This is a genomic window from Parapusillimonas sp. JC17 (assembly GCF_052180245.1).
In the GTDB taxonomy this organism is placed as follows: Bacteria; Pseudomonadota; Gammaproteobacteria; order Burkholderiales; family Burkholderiaceae_B; genus Parapusillimonas.
Map to the genome: position 1 here is coordinate 4,613,717 of NZ_CP197474.1, position 15,599 is coordinate 4,629,315.

Sequence of the window (15,599 nt, forward strand, 5' to 3'; positions counted from 1 at the left end):
CCCATGAGTCTGCCCCCCGCCTACCCATTCATTATCGTGCGCCGGGCGCCACGATCAAGCCACCGGATATGGCTTGTGTAACAGATCGTCAGGACGCCGCGATGCGAGCCGAAATGTGGGCCAGGGCCTGTTCGACCTGATCGATGAGGATCAGGCAAAGATCTCCTGGCTGTAGCCTGGCCAGCGCGGTATCGATGGCGAGAAACTCACCGCGCATTTCCTGCACGTTGGTGGCACGGCGGGCGTTGGTCAGCCCCTCCCGCAACAAGGCCAGCACCTCGCCGTCCGCACGTCCGCGCTGGCACATGTCTTCGTAGAGAATCACGTCGTCGAAGGCGTCGCCAAGAATCTCGGTCTGCCGGCGGATGTCGATATCGCGCCGGTCTCCAGCGCCGCTGATCACGACACTGCGCCGGTGTGCCGGCATCGCGTCGACAGCCTGCACGAGCGCCGATATGGCATCCGGGTTATGGCCATAATCGGCGATCAGCGTCGCGCCCCGATACGAAAAGACGTTGAATCGGCCCGGCGCGGTGCCGGCGTCATTGACGAACGACGCAGCCCCCGCCCGCACGCTGGCCCAGTCCAGGCCCAGCGCCCATGCCGCAGCCAGCGCCGCCATGGCGTTGTCCACTTGAAAGCCGATGGCGCCGTTGCGCACCAGCGGTATGGCGGAGAGATCGATCCGATGCTCGAAGCCGTCTTCGGCCAGGACCACCGCGCCACCTTCCACATAGACCGAACGCCGGCCTTGAGCGCGATGCGTCGCAAGCACCGGATGATTGCGATCCTGCGCGAAATAAATGATGGAGCCGGGACAGTTGTCGGCCATGGCCGCAACGAAGGGGTCCGCGGCATTGAGGACGGCATAGCCGCCCGGGGCGACGTTCTCGACGATCACCCGCTTGACAATGGCCAGGTCCTCCACCGTGCTGATGAAGTTCAATCCCAGGTGATCGCCCGATCCCACATTCGTGACCACGGCAACGTCGCAACGGTCGAAACCGAGGCCTTCGCGCAGCACGCCGCCCCTGGCAGTCTCGAACACGGCCGCATCAACATCGGGATGAAGCAGCACATTGCGCGCGCTGCGCGGCCCGCTGCAGTCGCCGGTATCTATGCGTCCCCGGCCGATGTAGACACCGTCGGAATTGGTCATGCCCACGCGCAGGCCGGTGGTGGCGATGAGATGCGCGATGAGCCGGACCGTCGTGGTCTTGCCGTTGGTGCCCGCCACGGCCACGACCGGAATCCTGGCGTTGCCGCCATCGGGAAACATGCTGTCGATGATGGCGTCGCCGACGGCCCTGCCTTTGCCGAAAGACGGGGCCAGGTGCATGCGCAACCCCGGCGCCGCGTTGACCTCCACGATGCACCCGGACTGCTTGTCGAGCGAGTCATACACGTTTTCGCTGACCAGGTCGATGCCGCAGATGTCCAGTCCCACCATCTGGGCGGCGGCCACCGCAGTGGCCGCCAGCTCGGGATGCACATGGTCGGTCACATCGGTGGCTGTGCCGCCGGTGCTGAGGTTGGCATTGTTACGCAAAGTGACCAGCACGCCCTTTTCGGGGATGGAGTCCGCGCCATAGTTCTGCGCCGCCATGGTGGCCAGCGCAATGTCGTCCAGCCGGATCTTCGTGAGCGAGCTGCCGTGGCCCTCGCCGCGCAGTGGGTCCGCATTGATCTGTGCAACGAGCTGTGCGATGCTGCGCTCTCCATCACCGATGACCTGAGGCGGATCCCGCCGGGCTGCCGCCACCAGCTTGTCGCCCACCACCAGCAAGCGAAAGTCATGGCCGGGATAATAGCGTTCCACGATGACGTCGCGCGTGATCTCCGCCGCCACGGCATAGGCCGCCAGGACCTGTTCGCGGGTCTGGATATTGACCGTCACACCTCGCCCCTGGCTGCCGTCGCGCGGCTTAAGCACGACTGGAGCGCCTATTTCCGACGCCGCCAGCCAGGCCTCTTCCGCATTGTCGACGCAGCGGCCGATCGGAACCGGTACGCCGGCCGCGGCAAGCAAGCGTTTCGTGAGCTCCTTGTCCTGGGCGATTTCTTCGGCAATCGCGCTGCTGCTGTCCGTCTCGGCGGCCTGTATCCTGCGCTGCCGGCTACCCCATCCAAACTGCACGAGGCTGCCTTCAGTAAGCCTTCGATACGGAATTCCCCGCCTGATCGCCGCCTGCACGATCGAACCCGTGCTGGGCCCCAGTCGGATATCCTCGTTCAATTCGCGCAACTGCGACAAACCGGCGCTTACATCGAACGGCAGATCCTGCATGGCTGCCACGCATAGCTGCTGGGCGAGGTCGAAAGCCAGGCGGCCGACCGCTTCTTCGCTGTACTCGACGACAACCTGGTATACGCCCGGCTCGATGGTCGGCGTGGCCCGGCTGAACGCAACCGGGCTGCCGGCTTGCGACTGCAGCCTGAGCGCCGCGTAGGCCAGTGCGTGAGCCAGCGAATTCGCGGGCTCCTGGCTGGTGGAGCGCAAGATATCGACGTCGGGAAAGCGCGCTCGAAGCCGGATCTCGAAGGCATCGATATCACTGATCGCGCGCTCGGCCTCAGTGCATGAAACGATTGCTTCGATGACGGTCTGGCGGCACCAGAGATTCGGACCGCGCAGCGCGCGTACACGGGAAACTTCCATCAGATGATTGTCCTTGTTGCCAAGATGATCGATATGCTGCGTACCCGGCCCATGCGGGCCTTGGGCACGTGCTCAGGCCGGCACGTCGCTGGAAGCCTGGGCGGCATCGGACGCCGCCGCGGCATCCACGCCGAATGTTTCCACGCCTATCCGTATTACGTCTCTGCCTATGCCCAGCGCCCAGGCCGCGGCCACCGCCGCCAGCATGTTGCTCAATGCGAACCCCCGGTCGCAGCCGGCCAGAGAGGGGATGGACGCCAGGTCGGTAAGAACGGTTTCATTCAGGCCCTGGGCCATGACGACCTGGCCATGCCGGACGGATACGGTGCGCCCCCCCGCATGCCGGTGCGACGAAATGACGCCCTCATCGGGAGACAGGCCGAAGAACACCACCGATCCGTCGCACAGCCCGGCCATGTCCGCCACGGCCGCATCGTCCGCGTTCAATATCGCCGCGCCTTCAGGCAGGACGACATCGACCTGCGTCCGGTAGACCTTGAGCATCTGATCCATGTCGCCCATGTACAGCTCCGGAAACACGTCGCCGGGATCGATGTTGGTCACGATCCCGATCTGGCAACGATCGTAGGCCAGGCCCTCGCCAAGTATCGTGCGCGCACCGTTTTCAACGATGCCTGCCTGCACCGCACGGTTCAACAACACCCTGCGCGCGGCATCCCAGTTGGCGCCATCCTCTTTCTGCACATGCCGGCGGCCAAAGAACAGGCCCTGGCTGCAAGCCAGCCCGGTATAAGCACCGGAAAGCTGCGTCAGCCACGCCACGATGCGCGCCACGCTCGTCTTGCCTTTGCTGCCGCTGATGCCGACTATCGGTATGTGGCCGGTATCGCCCTCCGGGAAAAGATGATCGACGATGGCCCGGCCGACCGGCCGCGGCTTGCCCGCAGCGGGCTTCAGGTGCATGAGCAGCCCAGGCCCTGCGTTCACTTCGACGACGGCGCCGCGCTGTTCATCCAATGGCTTCGAGATGTCTTCAGCCACCAGATCCACGCCGGCGATGTCCAGACCCACCACCCGCGCGGCCAGTTCCACCGCCGCGGCCACGCTGGGATGCACTGCGTCGGTCACGTCTATGGATACATTGCCGTTGCGCTGTATGAGCACCGTCACGCCGGCGGCCGGCACCGCGGTTGCGCTGAGATTCTGGCGCACGAGTTCGAGACGCGCCGCGGAATCCAGGCGGATGAGATTGAGCGGGTGATCTTCATCGCGGCCACGCCGCGGATCGGAGTTCAGCTGAGTTTCAATGAGCTCTTCGACCGTGCTGGCGCCATCGCCCACCACCACTGCCGCGTCGCCGCGGGCGGCCGCGACCATCCGGCCGCCAACCACCAGAAGACGATGCTCGTCGCCTTGCACGAAGCGTTCGACGACCACGCCGCTGCCTTCGTCGACGGCAACGGCATAGGCGGTCTCGATCTCTTCGCGATTGTTCAAGTTGGTGAATACGCCCCGGCCGTGGTTGCCGTCGGTGGGTTTTACGACGACAGGCATCCCGATGTCCTGTGCCGCTTCCCAGGCAGCCTCGACACTGTCGACCACACACCCTTCAGGCACCGGCACACCGCAGGCATGCAGCAAGTCCTTGGTCAGGTCTTTGTTGCGCGAGATGCTTTCCGCAATCGCGCTGGTGCGATCCGTTTCGGCCGTCCAGATCCGGCGCTGGCGCGCACCGTAGCCCAGTTGCACCAGGTTGGCTTCGCTCAAGCGTATCGTCGGAATGTCGCGGTCGTCGGCGGCTTCCACGATACAGCCGGTGCTCGGGCCCAGGCGCAACTCTTCCGCCAGTTCACGCAGCTTCTCGAGGCAGCCCTGCACATCGTAAGGCTTGTCCTGTATGGCAGCCATCACGAGATCGCGCGCGCAATACAAGGCTTGGCGCGTCAGCTCTTCGTGCCAGGCCCGAACGATCACTTTGTACACGCCGCGTACGGGGGTTTCGCGGGCGCGCCCCAGGCCGCCCGGCATGCCTGCCAGACCCTGCAATTCGAGGGTCACATGCTCGAGGATATGGGCCGGCCAAGTGCCCTGTCTCAGGCGCTGCAGAAATCCGCCCCGCTCGCCGACGCTGCAGCGATGCTCGATGAGCGTCGGCAGCCACTCGACCAGGCGTTCGTAGAAGCCCGGTATGAGGTTGGACGGATAGTCCTCCAGTTCCCCAATATCAACCCATGCTTCGATCACCGGGCGGTACGCCCAGATGTTGGGGCCGCGCAACATCACCATATTGGTGAATTCAATGTTTTTCGTCTGCATCTTGAAAGGGAAATCCGGAGAAGAACGAGACTCGCGATAGCGAATGGTGAGTATTTAACGGCAAATGCCCTCGAATGTGTTTGCCAACCGCGGCATAGAAGAAGAAAATTGCTGTGTCAGAGGCAAAAAAACCACAATGGATGGCACCGGCTCAACCCGCAAAGAGCATTCAACGTGACAATAGCGCACCTGAATCACGCGTGACCCCATGAGTACGACATCAAGCAATAGCGGCACTGGCCATTCCGGGCTGCCCGGCAACTGGCGCGGCGCCCTATCCGACCGACTGGCAGAGGACGAAACCATCGTCGCGTGGCTGCTAACCGATCTGAGCACGCAATTGCGGTATTCGGAAGGGCTCATCGTCCTGACGGACCAGCGGCTGCTCGCAAAAGAGGCGGAGGATTCGGACTGGCGGTCGTGGCCGCTGGAGCCCGGCTTGAAGATGCAGCACCATGATCATGCCGGCGTCGGCACACTGGAGCTGCACGATGCGCATGGACGACGCGGCATTTGGCGCTATACCCTGAAGCACAATACGGCGGCCGTCCATCTTCAGGAAATATTCAACCGGCTTCGCAAGCAGCGACCCGGCGCAGCGACCGCCGGCGTATCCGCCGGCGCAAGCATGGGTGGCAATCCCACGTCCCAGAACAAGCCGCCCTCCACCTGGGCGCTATTGCGTCTGTGGCGGTTCGCGCGGCCGTATCGCGGCGCCCTGCTTGTGGGATTCCTGCTGACTCTGGCATCGACCGCCGCCGCGCTGGTCGCTCCGTACCTGACCATGCCGCTGATGGACGAAGTCCTGATTCCGTTTCAGAACGGCGCGCCCATCGACTACGGGCTCGTCAAGCTCTACCTGGGCGGACTGCTTCTGTCTTCGCTGCTGGCTTGGCTGCTGGGATGGGGGCGCACATACATACTGGCATGGGTCAGCGAACGCATAGGCGCCGATTTACGCACGGCCACCTATCGCCATCTGCAGTCGCTGCCCCTGCAGTTTTTCGGCGGCAAGCGCACGGGCGACCTGATTTCCCGCATCGGCTCCGAGTCCGATCGCATTTGCGTATTCCTCTCCCTGCATCTGCTGGACTTCGCCACCGACGTCCTGATGATCGCAATGACCGCCATCATCCTGTTCGCGATCAACCCCTGGCTCGCCGCCGCCACGCTGATTCCATTGCCCATCATCGTCTGGATGATCCACTTGGTCCGGGACAGGCTGCGCCACGGTTTCGAGCGGGTGGACCGGATCTGGTCGGAAATCACCAATGTCCTGGCCGATACCATTCCCGGCATACGCGTGGTCAAGGCTTTCGCCCAGGAGAAGCGGGAAGTAGCCCGCTTTCGCGAGGCGAACAACCGCAATTTGGCGGTCAATGACCGGGTCAACACCTTATGGTCGCTGTTTGCTCCCACCGTCACCTTGCTGACGGAAATCGGCTTGCTGGTCGTCTGGGCGTTCGGCATCTGGCTGGTGGCGCAGAAATCCATCACGGTTGGCGTGCTAACGGCGTTCCTGGCCTATATCGGCCGCTTCTACGTGCGCCTGGACTCCATGAGCCGCATCGTGTCCTTTACTCAAAAAGCGGCGGCGGGCGCCAAGCGCATCTTCGACATACTGGACCAGGTATCGAGCGTTCCGGAACCCTCCAAGCCGGCTCATATCGAGAAAGTGCAGGGCCGCATAGAGTTGCGCAACGTGGGCTTTCGCTATGGCAACCGGTCAGTCATACGCCATATCGACCTGGATATCGCGCCCGGCGAAATGATAGGACTGGTCGGCCACAGCGGCGCCGGCAAGAGCACGCTGGTCAACCTGATCTGCCGCTTCTACGACGTCTCCCAAGGCCAGATCCGCCTGGATGGCCACGACATCCGCTCTCTTTCCATCGCGGATTACCGGCGCAATATCGGGCTGGTCCTGCAGGAACCCTTCCTGTTCTTCGGCACCATCGCCGACAACATCGCCTACGGCAAGCCGGAAGCCACACGGCAAGAGATCATTGCCGCAGCGCGGGCCGCCAATGCGCACGAATTCATCCTGCGCCTGCCGCACGGCTACGATTCGCTGGTCGGCGAGCGCGGCCAAGCGCTGTCCGGAGGCGAACGCCAGCGCATTTCGATTGCCCGGGCACTGCTCATCGACCCGCCCATCCTGATCCTCGATGAAGCGACCTCCTCGGTTGACACCAGCACCGAAAAGGAAATCCAGAAGGCACTGGACAATCTTGTTCAGGGACGCACGACGATCTCCATCGCCCATCGGCTCAGCACGCTACGCCAGGCGGACAGGCTGGTCGTGCTCGACAAGGGGGAAGTCGTCGAAATCGGCAGCCACGATGAATTGATGGCTCGAAACGGCGCATACTACCGCCTGCACCAGGCTCAGGCCGCACCTGCCGAAGCCACATCGGCGGTGGAAGGCTGGCAGGTCGAGACATCCAAGGAAGCCCCGTAATGGAACGCGATACGACAACAAACGGCCAGCTGAGCCGCGATGCATTCGGGCGGCTGCAATTGGCGCGCGGCCATGCCGTGGTCACGGGCCTGACCCCAGTGCGCAACTTTCCCATCACCGCGCCCCAGGAAGGCATTTCGCTCGTCGATGCGGAAGGCAAGGAGCACCTTTGGGTTGAACGCCTGGATGACCTGTCTGCCGACATGCGCTCGGTGATCGAAGAAGAACTGGCAAGCCGCGAGTTCATCCCGGAGATCCTGCGCATTCGCAGTGTCTCGAGCTTCGCCACGCCCAGCCAGTGGCAAGTGAGCACCGACCGCGGCGAGACGATGCTCTTGCTGAAGGCCGAGGAGGACATCCGGCGCCTTTCCGCCACGACCTTGCTGATCGCGGATGGCCACGGCATCCAGTTCCTGCTGCGCAACCTGTCGGCGCTGGATAAAGGCAGCCGAAAGCTACTGGATCATTTCCTATGACGCCCAGGCAAGCGGAACGCCGCCGGCATCTGGAAACACCAGTTCCGACGTGCCGGGCCGCAGCAGGCGTACGCATTCCCGGCTGGTATCAATGCAGCCGCCGTCTGCATATACGCCGCCCGGATCGCGCAGGCGCAGCATGCGTTCGCGGATGGACGCCACCTCCTCGGGATTGCGCAACGATTCGGCAACCAGCGCGTCGACCACATCGTCGTCGACCTGCAGCCTGCCTTGATCATCGTGGTAGGTGGCATTGCGCCAGTGAAAGAGCTCCACGCATTTCGTGGTGACCGTGAAAGGCTGATCCCGTTTCCAGAAATTGGTGAAGAGGCCGTCTCCCAGATAGAAAACCCAGGAGCCTTCGTATCCTTCGACATTCGACGAATGGCCGTCGGGGTTGCGGAACCACAGGCGGTCGCCTGGCACGTAGTACATGGGCGGCAAAGGCTCGCTCATCGAGCCGTATTCGCGCAGGAAGACGTCGTGAAACTGGCCCGACATGATGGCCCGCGTTTCCCACTGGCGCTGCAGTTGCGCCAGCTGGGCGGGGTTGCTGGCTTCCAGCTCCTGCGCGACGGCAAGCAGAATCACGTACTCGGTCGCCCGATAGCATGAAAATGAATACAGTCGATTGCTGCGGTCGGGCTGCGTCGTCAGGCGCAGCGCTTCGATCAGGCTCACCCCTTCCTTGAGCGTGAATCCGCTGGTTTCCGCATAGCGCCAGAACGCCTCCGGCCGCTCTGCGTGTTCCGTGTCGAAGGCCAGCGCGGTTCGCCGCGCAGCCTGCACGATATTCATCCGGACGCGCAGCGCCGATTCGAACTCGGCATACGAGGGGTAATCGAACGGCGCCGGACTTGCCAGCATGGCCACCAGAATCTCCTGCTCGAGATCTTGAGGATTGTTCCGGGTATCCAGACCCAGCATCTGGCACAGCCCAGTGGTATCGCAGCCGGGCGTAAGCCTTGCGAAAGCGTCCGGATTCAGGCCATAACGATGCCCCGATCCGTCGGCGTTTGCGCTCGCCTGCACGCAAGCGGTCAATTGCATCTCGTCCAGCCGATCCATGAAGCGCTGATGCCCGAGCCGGGCGGCCTCCGGCGTCTTGTCACGGACGCCGATACCCGGCAAGAGGCCTTTGGAGGATAGAGAATTGCTTGCGCTCATTGAAATGTGTCTCCCACACGGGGGTGCCTCGGCCGGGCGGAATGTAGGTTTGCCGTTACCGAATTCTCCGTGGTTTGGGGGCTGGCGCGCAAGCCCCGCTGGCATCAATCTGCTGATACACTACAAAAAGACGGACCCGTTCCGCGGGCATGCAAATCTCGGCATGCGTACAGGAGATTCACAGGATGCCCAAAAGAGCATCGGCCTTCGTCCCATTCCGACATGTCACGTTTCGCTCTCTCTGGCTGGCGACGCTAGCTTCCAATCTCGGTGGTCTGATCCAGGCGGTAGGCGCCGGCTGGCTCATGGCCACGATTTCAACCTCCAGCGACATGGTCGCGCTGGTCCAGGCGGCAACCACGCTGCCCATCATGATTTTCTCACTGGCCTCCGGCGCCTTGGCCGACAGCTTCGATCGCCGGTCCATCATGCTGGTGGCGCAGACGCTCATGATGGTGGTCTCTCTTGCGCTGGCCGTCTTTGCCTTCACCGACTTCATGTCGCCTTGGCTGCTGCTGACATTCACCTTCCTCATCGGCTGTGGAACCGCCCTCCATAATCCGTCGTGGCAGGCCTCCATGGGCGACATCGTCCCGCGCGAAGACCTGCCCGCGGCGGTCACGCTCAACAGCATGGGTTTCAATCTCATGCGCAGCGTGGGCCCAGCTGTCGGCGGGATGATCGTCGCCATCGCAGGCGCGGCTGCCGCGTTTGTCGTGAATGCCCTCAGCTATATCGCCCTGATTCGCGCCCTGGCGCTCTGGAAGCCGGAAAGGGCGCCGCGCGTACTCCCGCGCGAGCCGTTCGGCACCGCCATTTCCGCGGGCCTGCGCTATGTCGCCATGTCGCCGAACCTGCTGAAAGTGCTGTTCCGCAGCTTCATGTTCGGCCTCGCCGCTATTTCGGTCCTGGCGCTGCTGCCGCTGGTGGCCCGCGATCTCGTTCAGGGCGGCGCCTTCACTTACGGGATACTGCTGGGGTGTTTCGGCGTGGGCGCCATCGGCGGCGCCTTGCTGAACGGCCACATCCGCGAAAGCTGGCGCAACGAAGCGATCGTCCGGGCCTCTTTCCTGGGATTCGCCGTCAGCGTGGCGCTGTTGGGCATCAGCCGCAATTTCTGGTTCAGCTGCCTGGCCCTGTTGCCGGCGGGCGCCTGTTGGGTCATGGCCCTCTCGCTGTTCAACGTCACCGTGCAGCTGTCCACGCCGCGCTGGGTCGTGGGCCGCGCACTGGCGCTTTATCAAACAGCCACTTTCGGCGGCATGGCGGCCGGCAGCTGGCTCTGGGGCGTGGTGGCCGAAGCCTACGGCACCGACCAGGGCCTGATCATGTCAGGCATCGTGCTGGTGATCGGCGCCCTGATCGGCCTGCGCTATACGCTGCCTGAATTCGGCACACTGAATCTCGACCCGCTCGACCGTTTCAGCGAACCCGCCTTGCGTCTGGACCTTCGATCGCGCAGCGGCCCCATCATGATCATGATCGATTATGAGATCGCCCAGCAAGACGTGGGGACCTTTCTCGAAGCCATGGCCGACCGGCGCCGCATCCGTATCCGCGACGGAGCCCGGCAGTGGTCGCTGTTGCGCAACCTGGAAAATCCACGCATCTGGACGGAAACCTATCACGTACCGACCTGGGTCGAGTATGTCCGCCACCATCAGCGACGCACCAAGGCCGATGCCGCCGTGGTCGATCGGCTGCAAGCCCTGCACCGCGGGTCGGAGCCGCCGCGCGTCCATCGCATGATAGAACGGCAAACCGTTCCGGTGCGGGATGACATGCCGTTGAAAGACATACCCGAAATGCATTAGGCGAGGAGGGGTCAGACCCCCGATGGGGTCTGACCCCGGCAACGTTCTTCAGGGGTCAGACCCCACTGGGGGTCTGACCCCAGGCCAAGCGCCAAGATGTCTTTAAGGGGTCGGACTCCGTCCGGGGTCCGACCCCCACGGCGACGGCTCGCCGTCGGGCAAGGCCACGCGATGCGCGATCAGCGTAAGTGCCACATTCGAATAATGCCCCAGCAGGACGGTCGCTTCGATCAGGCCTTGCTCGCCCAACTGCTCGCGGGCGGCATCGTAAGTGGCGTCATCCACTTCGTGCTTGTCGAGCAAGCTGGTCACGTAGTTGTAGACGGCCGTCAGCTGCGCGTCGGCAAACTGGGCGGGACGGCGATTGCGTATCGCCTCGATGGCGTCCCGGGGCACGCCTGCCTTCACCGCGTTGGGCTCATGCGCATACCATTCGAACTCCGCATCCCAGTGGCGTGCGGCCAACAAGATGATGAGTTCGCGGACACTTGCGGGATAGCTGGCCGCTTTCAGGACAGCCGCCAGCTCCGACCATTTCTGTACGATGGCAGGATGCTTCAACAACACCATGCGCGGGCCGATCGGCGCGCCCAGCACCTTGATGGTGGCGTCATAAACCTTGCGCTGAACCTCGTTCAGCTCCTCTACCGGGGGAGGTTGGATACGTGCTTTGAATGTCATGGATGAATAGCGTCCAAAGTCACGGCGGACCTTACGCCAGGCAAGGTCCGCCGTGATGTTTCAGTTGATGGAGATCTTCTGCTTCTCGATGACCTCGCTCCAGCGATCCTCTTCGCGCTTGATGAACCCGGCGAAGTCTTCCGGGCCCAGATAAGCGGGCGACAAGGCCAGGGCAGCGATCTTTTCCTGGGTAGACTTTTCCTGGGCGACTTCATGCAGCGCCTCGACGATCTTCTTTTTGACGTCGTCGGGCGTATCGCTTGGCACGAAGAAGCCGAACCACGTTCCCGAAATCACACCGTTGGTTCCGCCCGCCTCGTCCACGGTGGGCAGTTCAGGTACTTCGGAGATGCGCGCTTCGCTGGTCACGGCCAGGGCGCGAATGCGGCCCTGCTCTACATGCGGCATCAAGTTCAGCACCGAGAAGAAAGCATCGACCTGGCCGCCCATCAAATCATTGGCGGCGGGATTCGCCCCCTTGTAGGGTACGTGGATGATATTGATGTCTGCACGATAAGCAAACAGTTCCGCGGCAAGATGCGGACTGGTGCCCACGCCGGAGGAGGCGAAAGTGATGCCGCCCGGATTCTCTTTGGCATACTTGATCAGCTCGGGTACGCTTTTCACTGGCAGATTCGGCCGAACGAACAAGACGTTCGGCCCTTGGGCCACCAACGCCAACGGCGTCAAGGACTTGGGCTCATACGGCATATCCTTGAACAGGAACTGGTTGGTGGCCATGCCCACGCTGCCAAGCAGCAGGGTATGCCCGTCCGGCGCGGACCGCGCGACATGCGCCGCGCCTATCGTCGCACCCGCGCCAGGCTTGTTTTCCACCACAACGGTTTGGCCCCATTTTGCCGCCAGGCCTTCCGCGAAAATCCGGGTGAGATTGTCGGTATTGCCGCCCGCCGAGAACGGCACGATCAGCTTCACCATCTTGTCCGGAAAGTCGGCCGCCGCCGCGGTTCCCAGGCTGCATGCCGCCGCCAATGCCACAACTGCCCTACGAAAGTACATCTGATCGTCTCCAGGTTCTTGGATTTAGAGTGAATGAAAATTGTTTAGAGGAGGGGGGGTCAGACCCCATACGGGGTCTGACCCCGAACGTAACCCCGAGCGCCAATCTTTGGGGTCCGACCCCGTATGGGGTCTGACCCCTCGAACGCGCTCAGGCTTCCAGCAAGCGTACCGGGCTGCCTGCCAGCCATTGCTGAATATCTTCAACGGCATCGTGGTAATACGTCTGGTAGTTCTGCCATGACACATATCCCACATGCGGGCTGAGCAACACGTTCGGGACCTGCAATATTTCGGCGTCCGCCGGCAAGGGCTCCTGCTCGAACACGTCGAGGGCGGCGGCGGCTATGCGGCCGCCATGCAAAGCCCTGCACAATGCCTGTTCGTCGACCAGCGGGCCGCGCGAGGTGTTGACCAGATACGCCGTTTCCTTCATCCAGCCCAGCTCTGCCTCGCCCACCAGGTGGCGGGTACTGGCGCTCAGCACCATATGAATGCTCACGACATCGGCGCGCTCGAAAAGCTGCTGCTTGCCGACGCATTCGACTCCAAAAGGAGCGCAGCGTTCGGGGGTGAGATTCGGACTCCAGGCGATGACATTCATGCCGAACACCTTGCCGAACTCCGACATGCGCTGCCCGAGTTTGCCCATGCCCAGCAGCCCGAGCGTCGTGCCTTTCAGCGACTGTCCGATAACCGGTTGCCAGCGACCGGCACGGATGTCCGCATCGTTGTCTGCAACACGCTTGTAAAGCGCCATGACAAGCGCCCATGCCAACTCCGCCGCGAGGAATGGATCGCTGTCCGTACCGCAGACGGGAACGCCCAGTTCGCGGCAGGCCGGAATATCGATCGCCCGGTTGCGCGAACCCGTAGTCACCAGCAGGCGAAGATTCGGCAGTTGCCGAAGCAGCGTCCCGGGAAACGGCGTGCGTTCGCGCATGGCGACGATCACATCGTATGGCTTGAGTCTTTCCGGAAGCTGTTCCGCTGGTATGGGCTGCGTGAAGAACTCCACCGACGCATCGGCGCCCAAGGCCGCCCAGTTTCCGCAACGTTCGGCTACCGCCTGATAATCGTCAAGAACAGCTATCTTCATTTGTCCACCTCGCGCCTTCGTTGAATCTGATTATTGGGGCAAGCCAAGTATAGCGAGACGGATCTGCGCTTGGGATATGCAAAGCTGCATTCCAGCATTGCATATCCGGTCATGTCGGAGCATAGTGCTCGTCCAGGATCTGTCGGAGCAGAAAGGAAGGCGATTCCGGCCTCGATACGCGGTTTGATTTCGAATGCGGTGCTAGCGGCGTAGAATCGGCCCTGCAGCCGGCAAGTTCGCGGCCCGGACGGCATCGAAACCCGATTGGAGGCCAAATTGTCGAAGCATGACAGCGTTTTCCCCACCATTTTGAATCAGTCCGCTGCCGCGAGCATGCGGCAAGCATTTGCGCCCACGGGCGTGATGCGTGCGTCTATTAATTTGGGAAATCCCATCCTCGCGAATAAAGATCCGTCCACAGGCGCTCCCTGCGGTGTTTCGGTGGACCTTGCCCGGGCTTTGGCCGAGCGGCTGGAGCTGGGCCTGGAACTGGTGGTGTTCGATGCGGCGGGCAAATCGGTGCAGGCGGTCGCCGAACAGAAAGCGGATATAGGCTTCTTCGCCATCGATCCGGTGCGAGGCCGGGAAATCGCGTTTACCGCCGCCTATGTACTCATCGAGGGCGCCTATCTCGTGGCAGACTCATCCCCGCTGCGGAACAACGATGAAGTTGACCGGCCCGGCAGGCGAATCGTCGTGGGCAAAGGTAGCGCCTACGATCTTTACCTTACCCGAGAACTGAAGCAGGCCGAGATTTTCCGCGCGCCCACTTCGCCCGCCGTGGTCGATACCTTTCTAGAACAAGGCATGGACGTGGCTGCAGGCGTGAAACAGCAGTTGGAAGCGGATGCTGCGCGCCTCGGTGGCACCATAGCTCCGCCGAAGGCCCGGGGTCAGACCCCGCATGGGGTCTGACCCCGGCTCAACCGCCGCAACCTCCGCAGCAGGCGCCGTCTTCGCCGTGGACAGGCTTGGCAATGCCATAGCCAGCGTCTTCCACCGCCACCTTGAGACGCTGCGTAGACACCAGCGACTCATCAAACGTGACGGTAGCCTTTCCGTTTTGAAAGGACACGTCGGCCTTCTCCACGCCTTTGATCGATTTGAGCGCATCGGCTACCTTGACGGCGCATTGATCGCCCTTCAGGCCGGCCAGTTTAAGCATTCCTACCTGCATCTTTAGTCCTTGAATATGGGAATTGAGGGCTGGCAGGCTTTTGCCTGGCCATTAAAGGCATATATTAAATATATCTTTAAATGGACGCAAGTGGCGAAGGAGGGGTCAGACCCCATGCGGGGTCTGACCCCAGCCAATTTTCCATAGGTAATGGCGCGAGAGCGGGGTCAGACCCCGTATGGGGTCTGACCCCTAGCCTGCTAGAACGGAATATCGTCGTCCATGTCGGCCAGGTTGGCTGCGGGTGCGGCCGGTGCGGCGGGGCGGGGCTGTTGTGCCGGCCGCTGGCGTTGCGGCGCGGGCGCCTGGTTGAAGTCGCCGCCGCCCATGCCGGCATCGCCGCCTTCGCGGCCGCCCAGCATCTGCATCTGGTCGGCGACGATGTCCGTGCTGTAGCGGTCAGCGCCGGTGTCCTTGTCTTGCCATTTGCGTGTCTTGAGGCGGCCTTCGACGTAGACCGAACGGCCCTTCTTGAGGTATTCACCGGCGATTTCGGCAAGCCGGTTGTAGAACACGACGCGGTGCCATTCGGTTTCTTCGCGCCTTTCGCCCGTTACCTTGTCTTTCCATTGTGACGTGGTGGCAATGGAAACATTGCAGATGGCGGCGCCGTCAGGGCTGTAGCGCACTTCCGGATCTCGTCCCAGGTTGCCGACGAGAATGACTTTATTGACTGAGGCCATGACTAGTACCTTTAACTTGAAAATTTCAGACTGATGTCAATTATCGACGAATGACGGACACCTTGCCAGGGTTTACCGTAATAGC

The 15,599-nt window shown here is 62.4% G+C and carries 11 protein-coding genes and 1 pseudogene; 4 read left to right on the plus strand and 8 right to left on the minus strand.

The genetic code is table 11. The features are described from left to right. Positions 1-88: 88 nt before the first annotated feature. Both cphA and ACSBPU_RS22095 read right to left on the minus strand, forming a co-directional pair. A complete protein-coding gene (gene cphA, locus ACSBPU_RS22090; protein WP_442594252.1) occupies positions 89-2,659 on the minus strand; it encodes a cyanophycin synthetase in 2,571 nt (856 codons plus the stop codon). Positions 2,660-2,731: 72 nt separating this feature from the next. Continuing rightward, the gene (locus ACSBPU_RS22095; protein ID WP_442594254.1) at positions 2,732-4,936 is read right to left on the minus strand and encodes a cyanophycin synthetase; all 2,205 of its coding nucleotides are present in this window, start codon (positions 4,934-4,936) and stop codon (positions 2,732-2,734) included. Positions 4,937-5,144: 208 nt separating this feature from the next. Here ACSBPU_RS22095 and ACSBPU_RS22100 point away from each other — a divergent pair, with 208 nt between their 5' ends. Together ACSBPU_RS22100 and ACSBPU_RS22105 are read left to right on the plus strand one after the other, a co-directional pair. Continuing rightward, complete coding sequence (locus ACSBPU_RS22100; RefSeq protein ID WP_442594256.1) at positions 5,145-7,397, plus strand: cyanophycin metabolism-associated ABC transporter; 2,253 nt, start codon at positions 5,145-5,147, stop codon at positions 7,395-7,397. Beyond that, the gene (locus ACSBPU_RS22105; protein ID WP_442594258.1) at positions 7,397-7,873 is read left to right on the plus strand and encodes a cyanophycin metabolism-associated DUF1854 family protein; all 477 of its coding nucleotides are present in this window, start codon (positions 7,397-7,399) and stop codon (positions 7,871-7,873) included. Before ACSBPU_RS22100 ends, ACSBPU_RS22105 begins: the two co-directional genes overlap by 1 nt. Here the strand turns inward: ACSBPU_RS22105 and ACSBPU_RS22110 are convergent. Beyond that, on the minus strand, positions 7,868-9,040 hold the full coding sequence (locus tag ACSBPU_RS22110; protein ID WP_442594260.1) for a hypothetical protein: 1,173 nt from the start codon (positions 9,038-9,040) through the stop codon (positions 7,868-7,870). The two genes, ACSBPU_RS22105 and ACSBPU_RS22110, sit on opposite strands and share 6 nt — an antisense overlap. Before the next feature lie 185 nt (positions 9,041-9,225). Between ACSBPU_RS22110 and ACSBPU_RS22115 the strand changes: the two genes are divergently transcribed. Next, positions 9,226-10,854, plus strand: coding sequence for an MFS transporter (locus tag ACSBPU_RS22115; RefSeq protein WP_442594262.1), 1,629 nt, complete (start codon positions 9,226-9,228; stop codon positions 10,852-10,854). Positions 10,855-10,956: 102 nt separating this feature from the next. Here ACSBPU_RS22115 and ACSBPU_RS22120 read toward each other — a convergent pair whose 3' ends face one another. From ACSBPU_RS22120 to ACSBPU_RS22130, 3 genes are all read right to left on the minus strand, one after another. Continuing rightward, a complete protein-coding gene (locus ACSBPU_RS22120) occupies positions 10,957-11,535 on the minus strand; it encodes a carboxymuconolactone decarboxylase family protein (RefSeq protein WP_442594264.1) in 579 nt (192 codons plus the stop codon). Positions 11,536-11,595: 60 nt separating this feature from the next. After that, a complete protein-coding gene (locus ACSBPU_RS22125; RefSeq protein ID WP_442594266.1) occupies positions 11,596-12,555 on the minus strand; it encodes a Bug family tripartite tricarboxylate transporter substrate binding protein in 960 nt (319 codons plus the stop codon). 151 nt (positions 12,556-12,706) lie between these two features. After that, positions 12,707-13,654, minus strand: a complete 948-nt coding sequence (locus ACSBPU_RS22130) for a D-2-hydroxyacid dehydrogenase family protein (protein ID WP_442594268.1) — start codon at positions 13,652-13,654, stop codon at positions 12,707-12,709. 333 nt (positions 13,655-13,987) lie between these two features. On the opposite strand from ACSBPU_RS22130, the pseudogene ACSBPU_RS22135 reads away from it, so the two are divergent. Further along, a pseudogene (locus tag ACSBPU_RS22135) lies at positions 13,988-14,521 on the plus strand (transporter substrate-binding domain-containing protein); the annotation flags it as partial. A gap of 55 nt (positions 14,522-14,576) precedes the next feature. Here ACSBPU_RS22135 and ACSBPU_RS22140 read toward each other — a convergent pair. Further along, positions 14,577-14,819 (minus strand): heavy-metal-associated domain-containing protein, encoded by a 243-nt coding sequence (locus ACSBPU_RS22140; RefSeq protein ID WP_442594270.1) that lies wholly within the window; start codon positions 14,817-14,819, stop codon positions 14,577-14,579. 212 nt (positions 14,820-15,031) lie between these two features. Further along, positions 15,032-15,514: a single-stranded DNA-binding protein gene (gene ssb, locus ACSBPU_RS22145; protein ID WP_180068565.1), complete on the minus strand. Its 483-nt coding sequence runs from the start codon at positions 15,512-15,514 to the stop codon at positions 15,032-15,034. Positions 15,515-15,599: the final 85 nt, after the last annotated feature.

Bases quoted from the DNA above. Each gene is read 5' to 3' on its own strand.
- ACSBPU_RS22110 (WP_442594260.1), bottom strand. From the start codon at position 9,040: ATGAGCGCAAGCAATTCTCTATCCTCCAAAGGCCTCTTGCCGGGTATC.
- ACSBPU_RS22140 (WP_442594270.1), bottom strand. From the start codon at position 14,819: ATGCTTAAACTGGCCGGCCTGAAGGGCGATCAATGCGCCGTCAAGGTA.
- cphA (WP_442594252.1), bottom strand. From the start codon at position 2,659: ATGGAAGTTTCCCGTGTACGCGCGCTGCGCGGTCCGAATCTCTGGTGC.
- ACSBPU_RS22125 (WP_442594266.1), bottom strand. From the start codon at position 12,555: ATGTACTTTCGTAGGGCAGTTGTGGCATTGGCGGCGGCATGCAGCCTG.
- ACSBPU_RS22100 (WP_442594256.1), top strand. From the start codon at position 5,145: ATGAGTACGACATCAAGCAATAGCGGCACTGGCCATTCCGGGCTGCCC.
- ACSBPU_RS22115 (WP_442594262.1), top strand. From the start codon at position 9,226: ATGCCCAAAAGAGCATCGGCCTTCGTCCCATTCCGACATGTCACGTTT.
- ACSBPU_RS22130 (WP_442594268.1), bottom strand. From the start codon at position 13,654: ATGAAGATAGCTGTTCTTGACGATTATCAGGCGGTAGCCGAACGTTGC.
- ACSBPU_RS22105 (WP_442594258.1), top strand. From the start codon at position 7,397: ATGGAACGCGATACGACAACAAACGGCCAGCTGAGCCGCGATGCATTC.
- ACSBPU_RS22120 (WP_442594264.1), bottom strand. From the start codon at position 11,535: ATGACATTCAAAGCACGTATCCAACCTCCCCCGGTAGAGGAGCTGAAC.
- ACSBPU_RS22095 (WP_442594254.1), bottom strand. From the start codon at position 4,936: ATGCAGACGAAAAACATTGAATTCACCAATATGGTGATGTTGCGCGGC.
- ssb (WP_180068565.1), bottom strand. From the start codon at position 15,514: ATGGCCTCAGTCAATAAAGTCATTCTCGTCGGCAACCTGGGACGAGAT.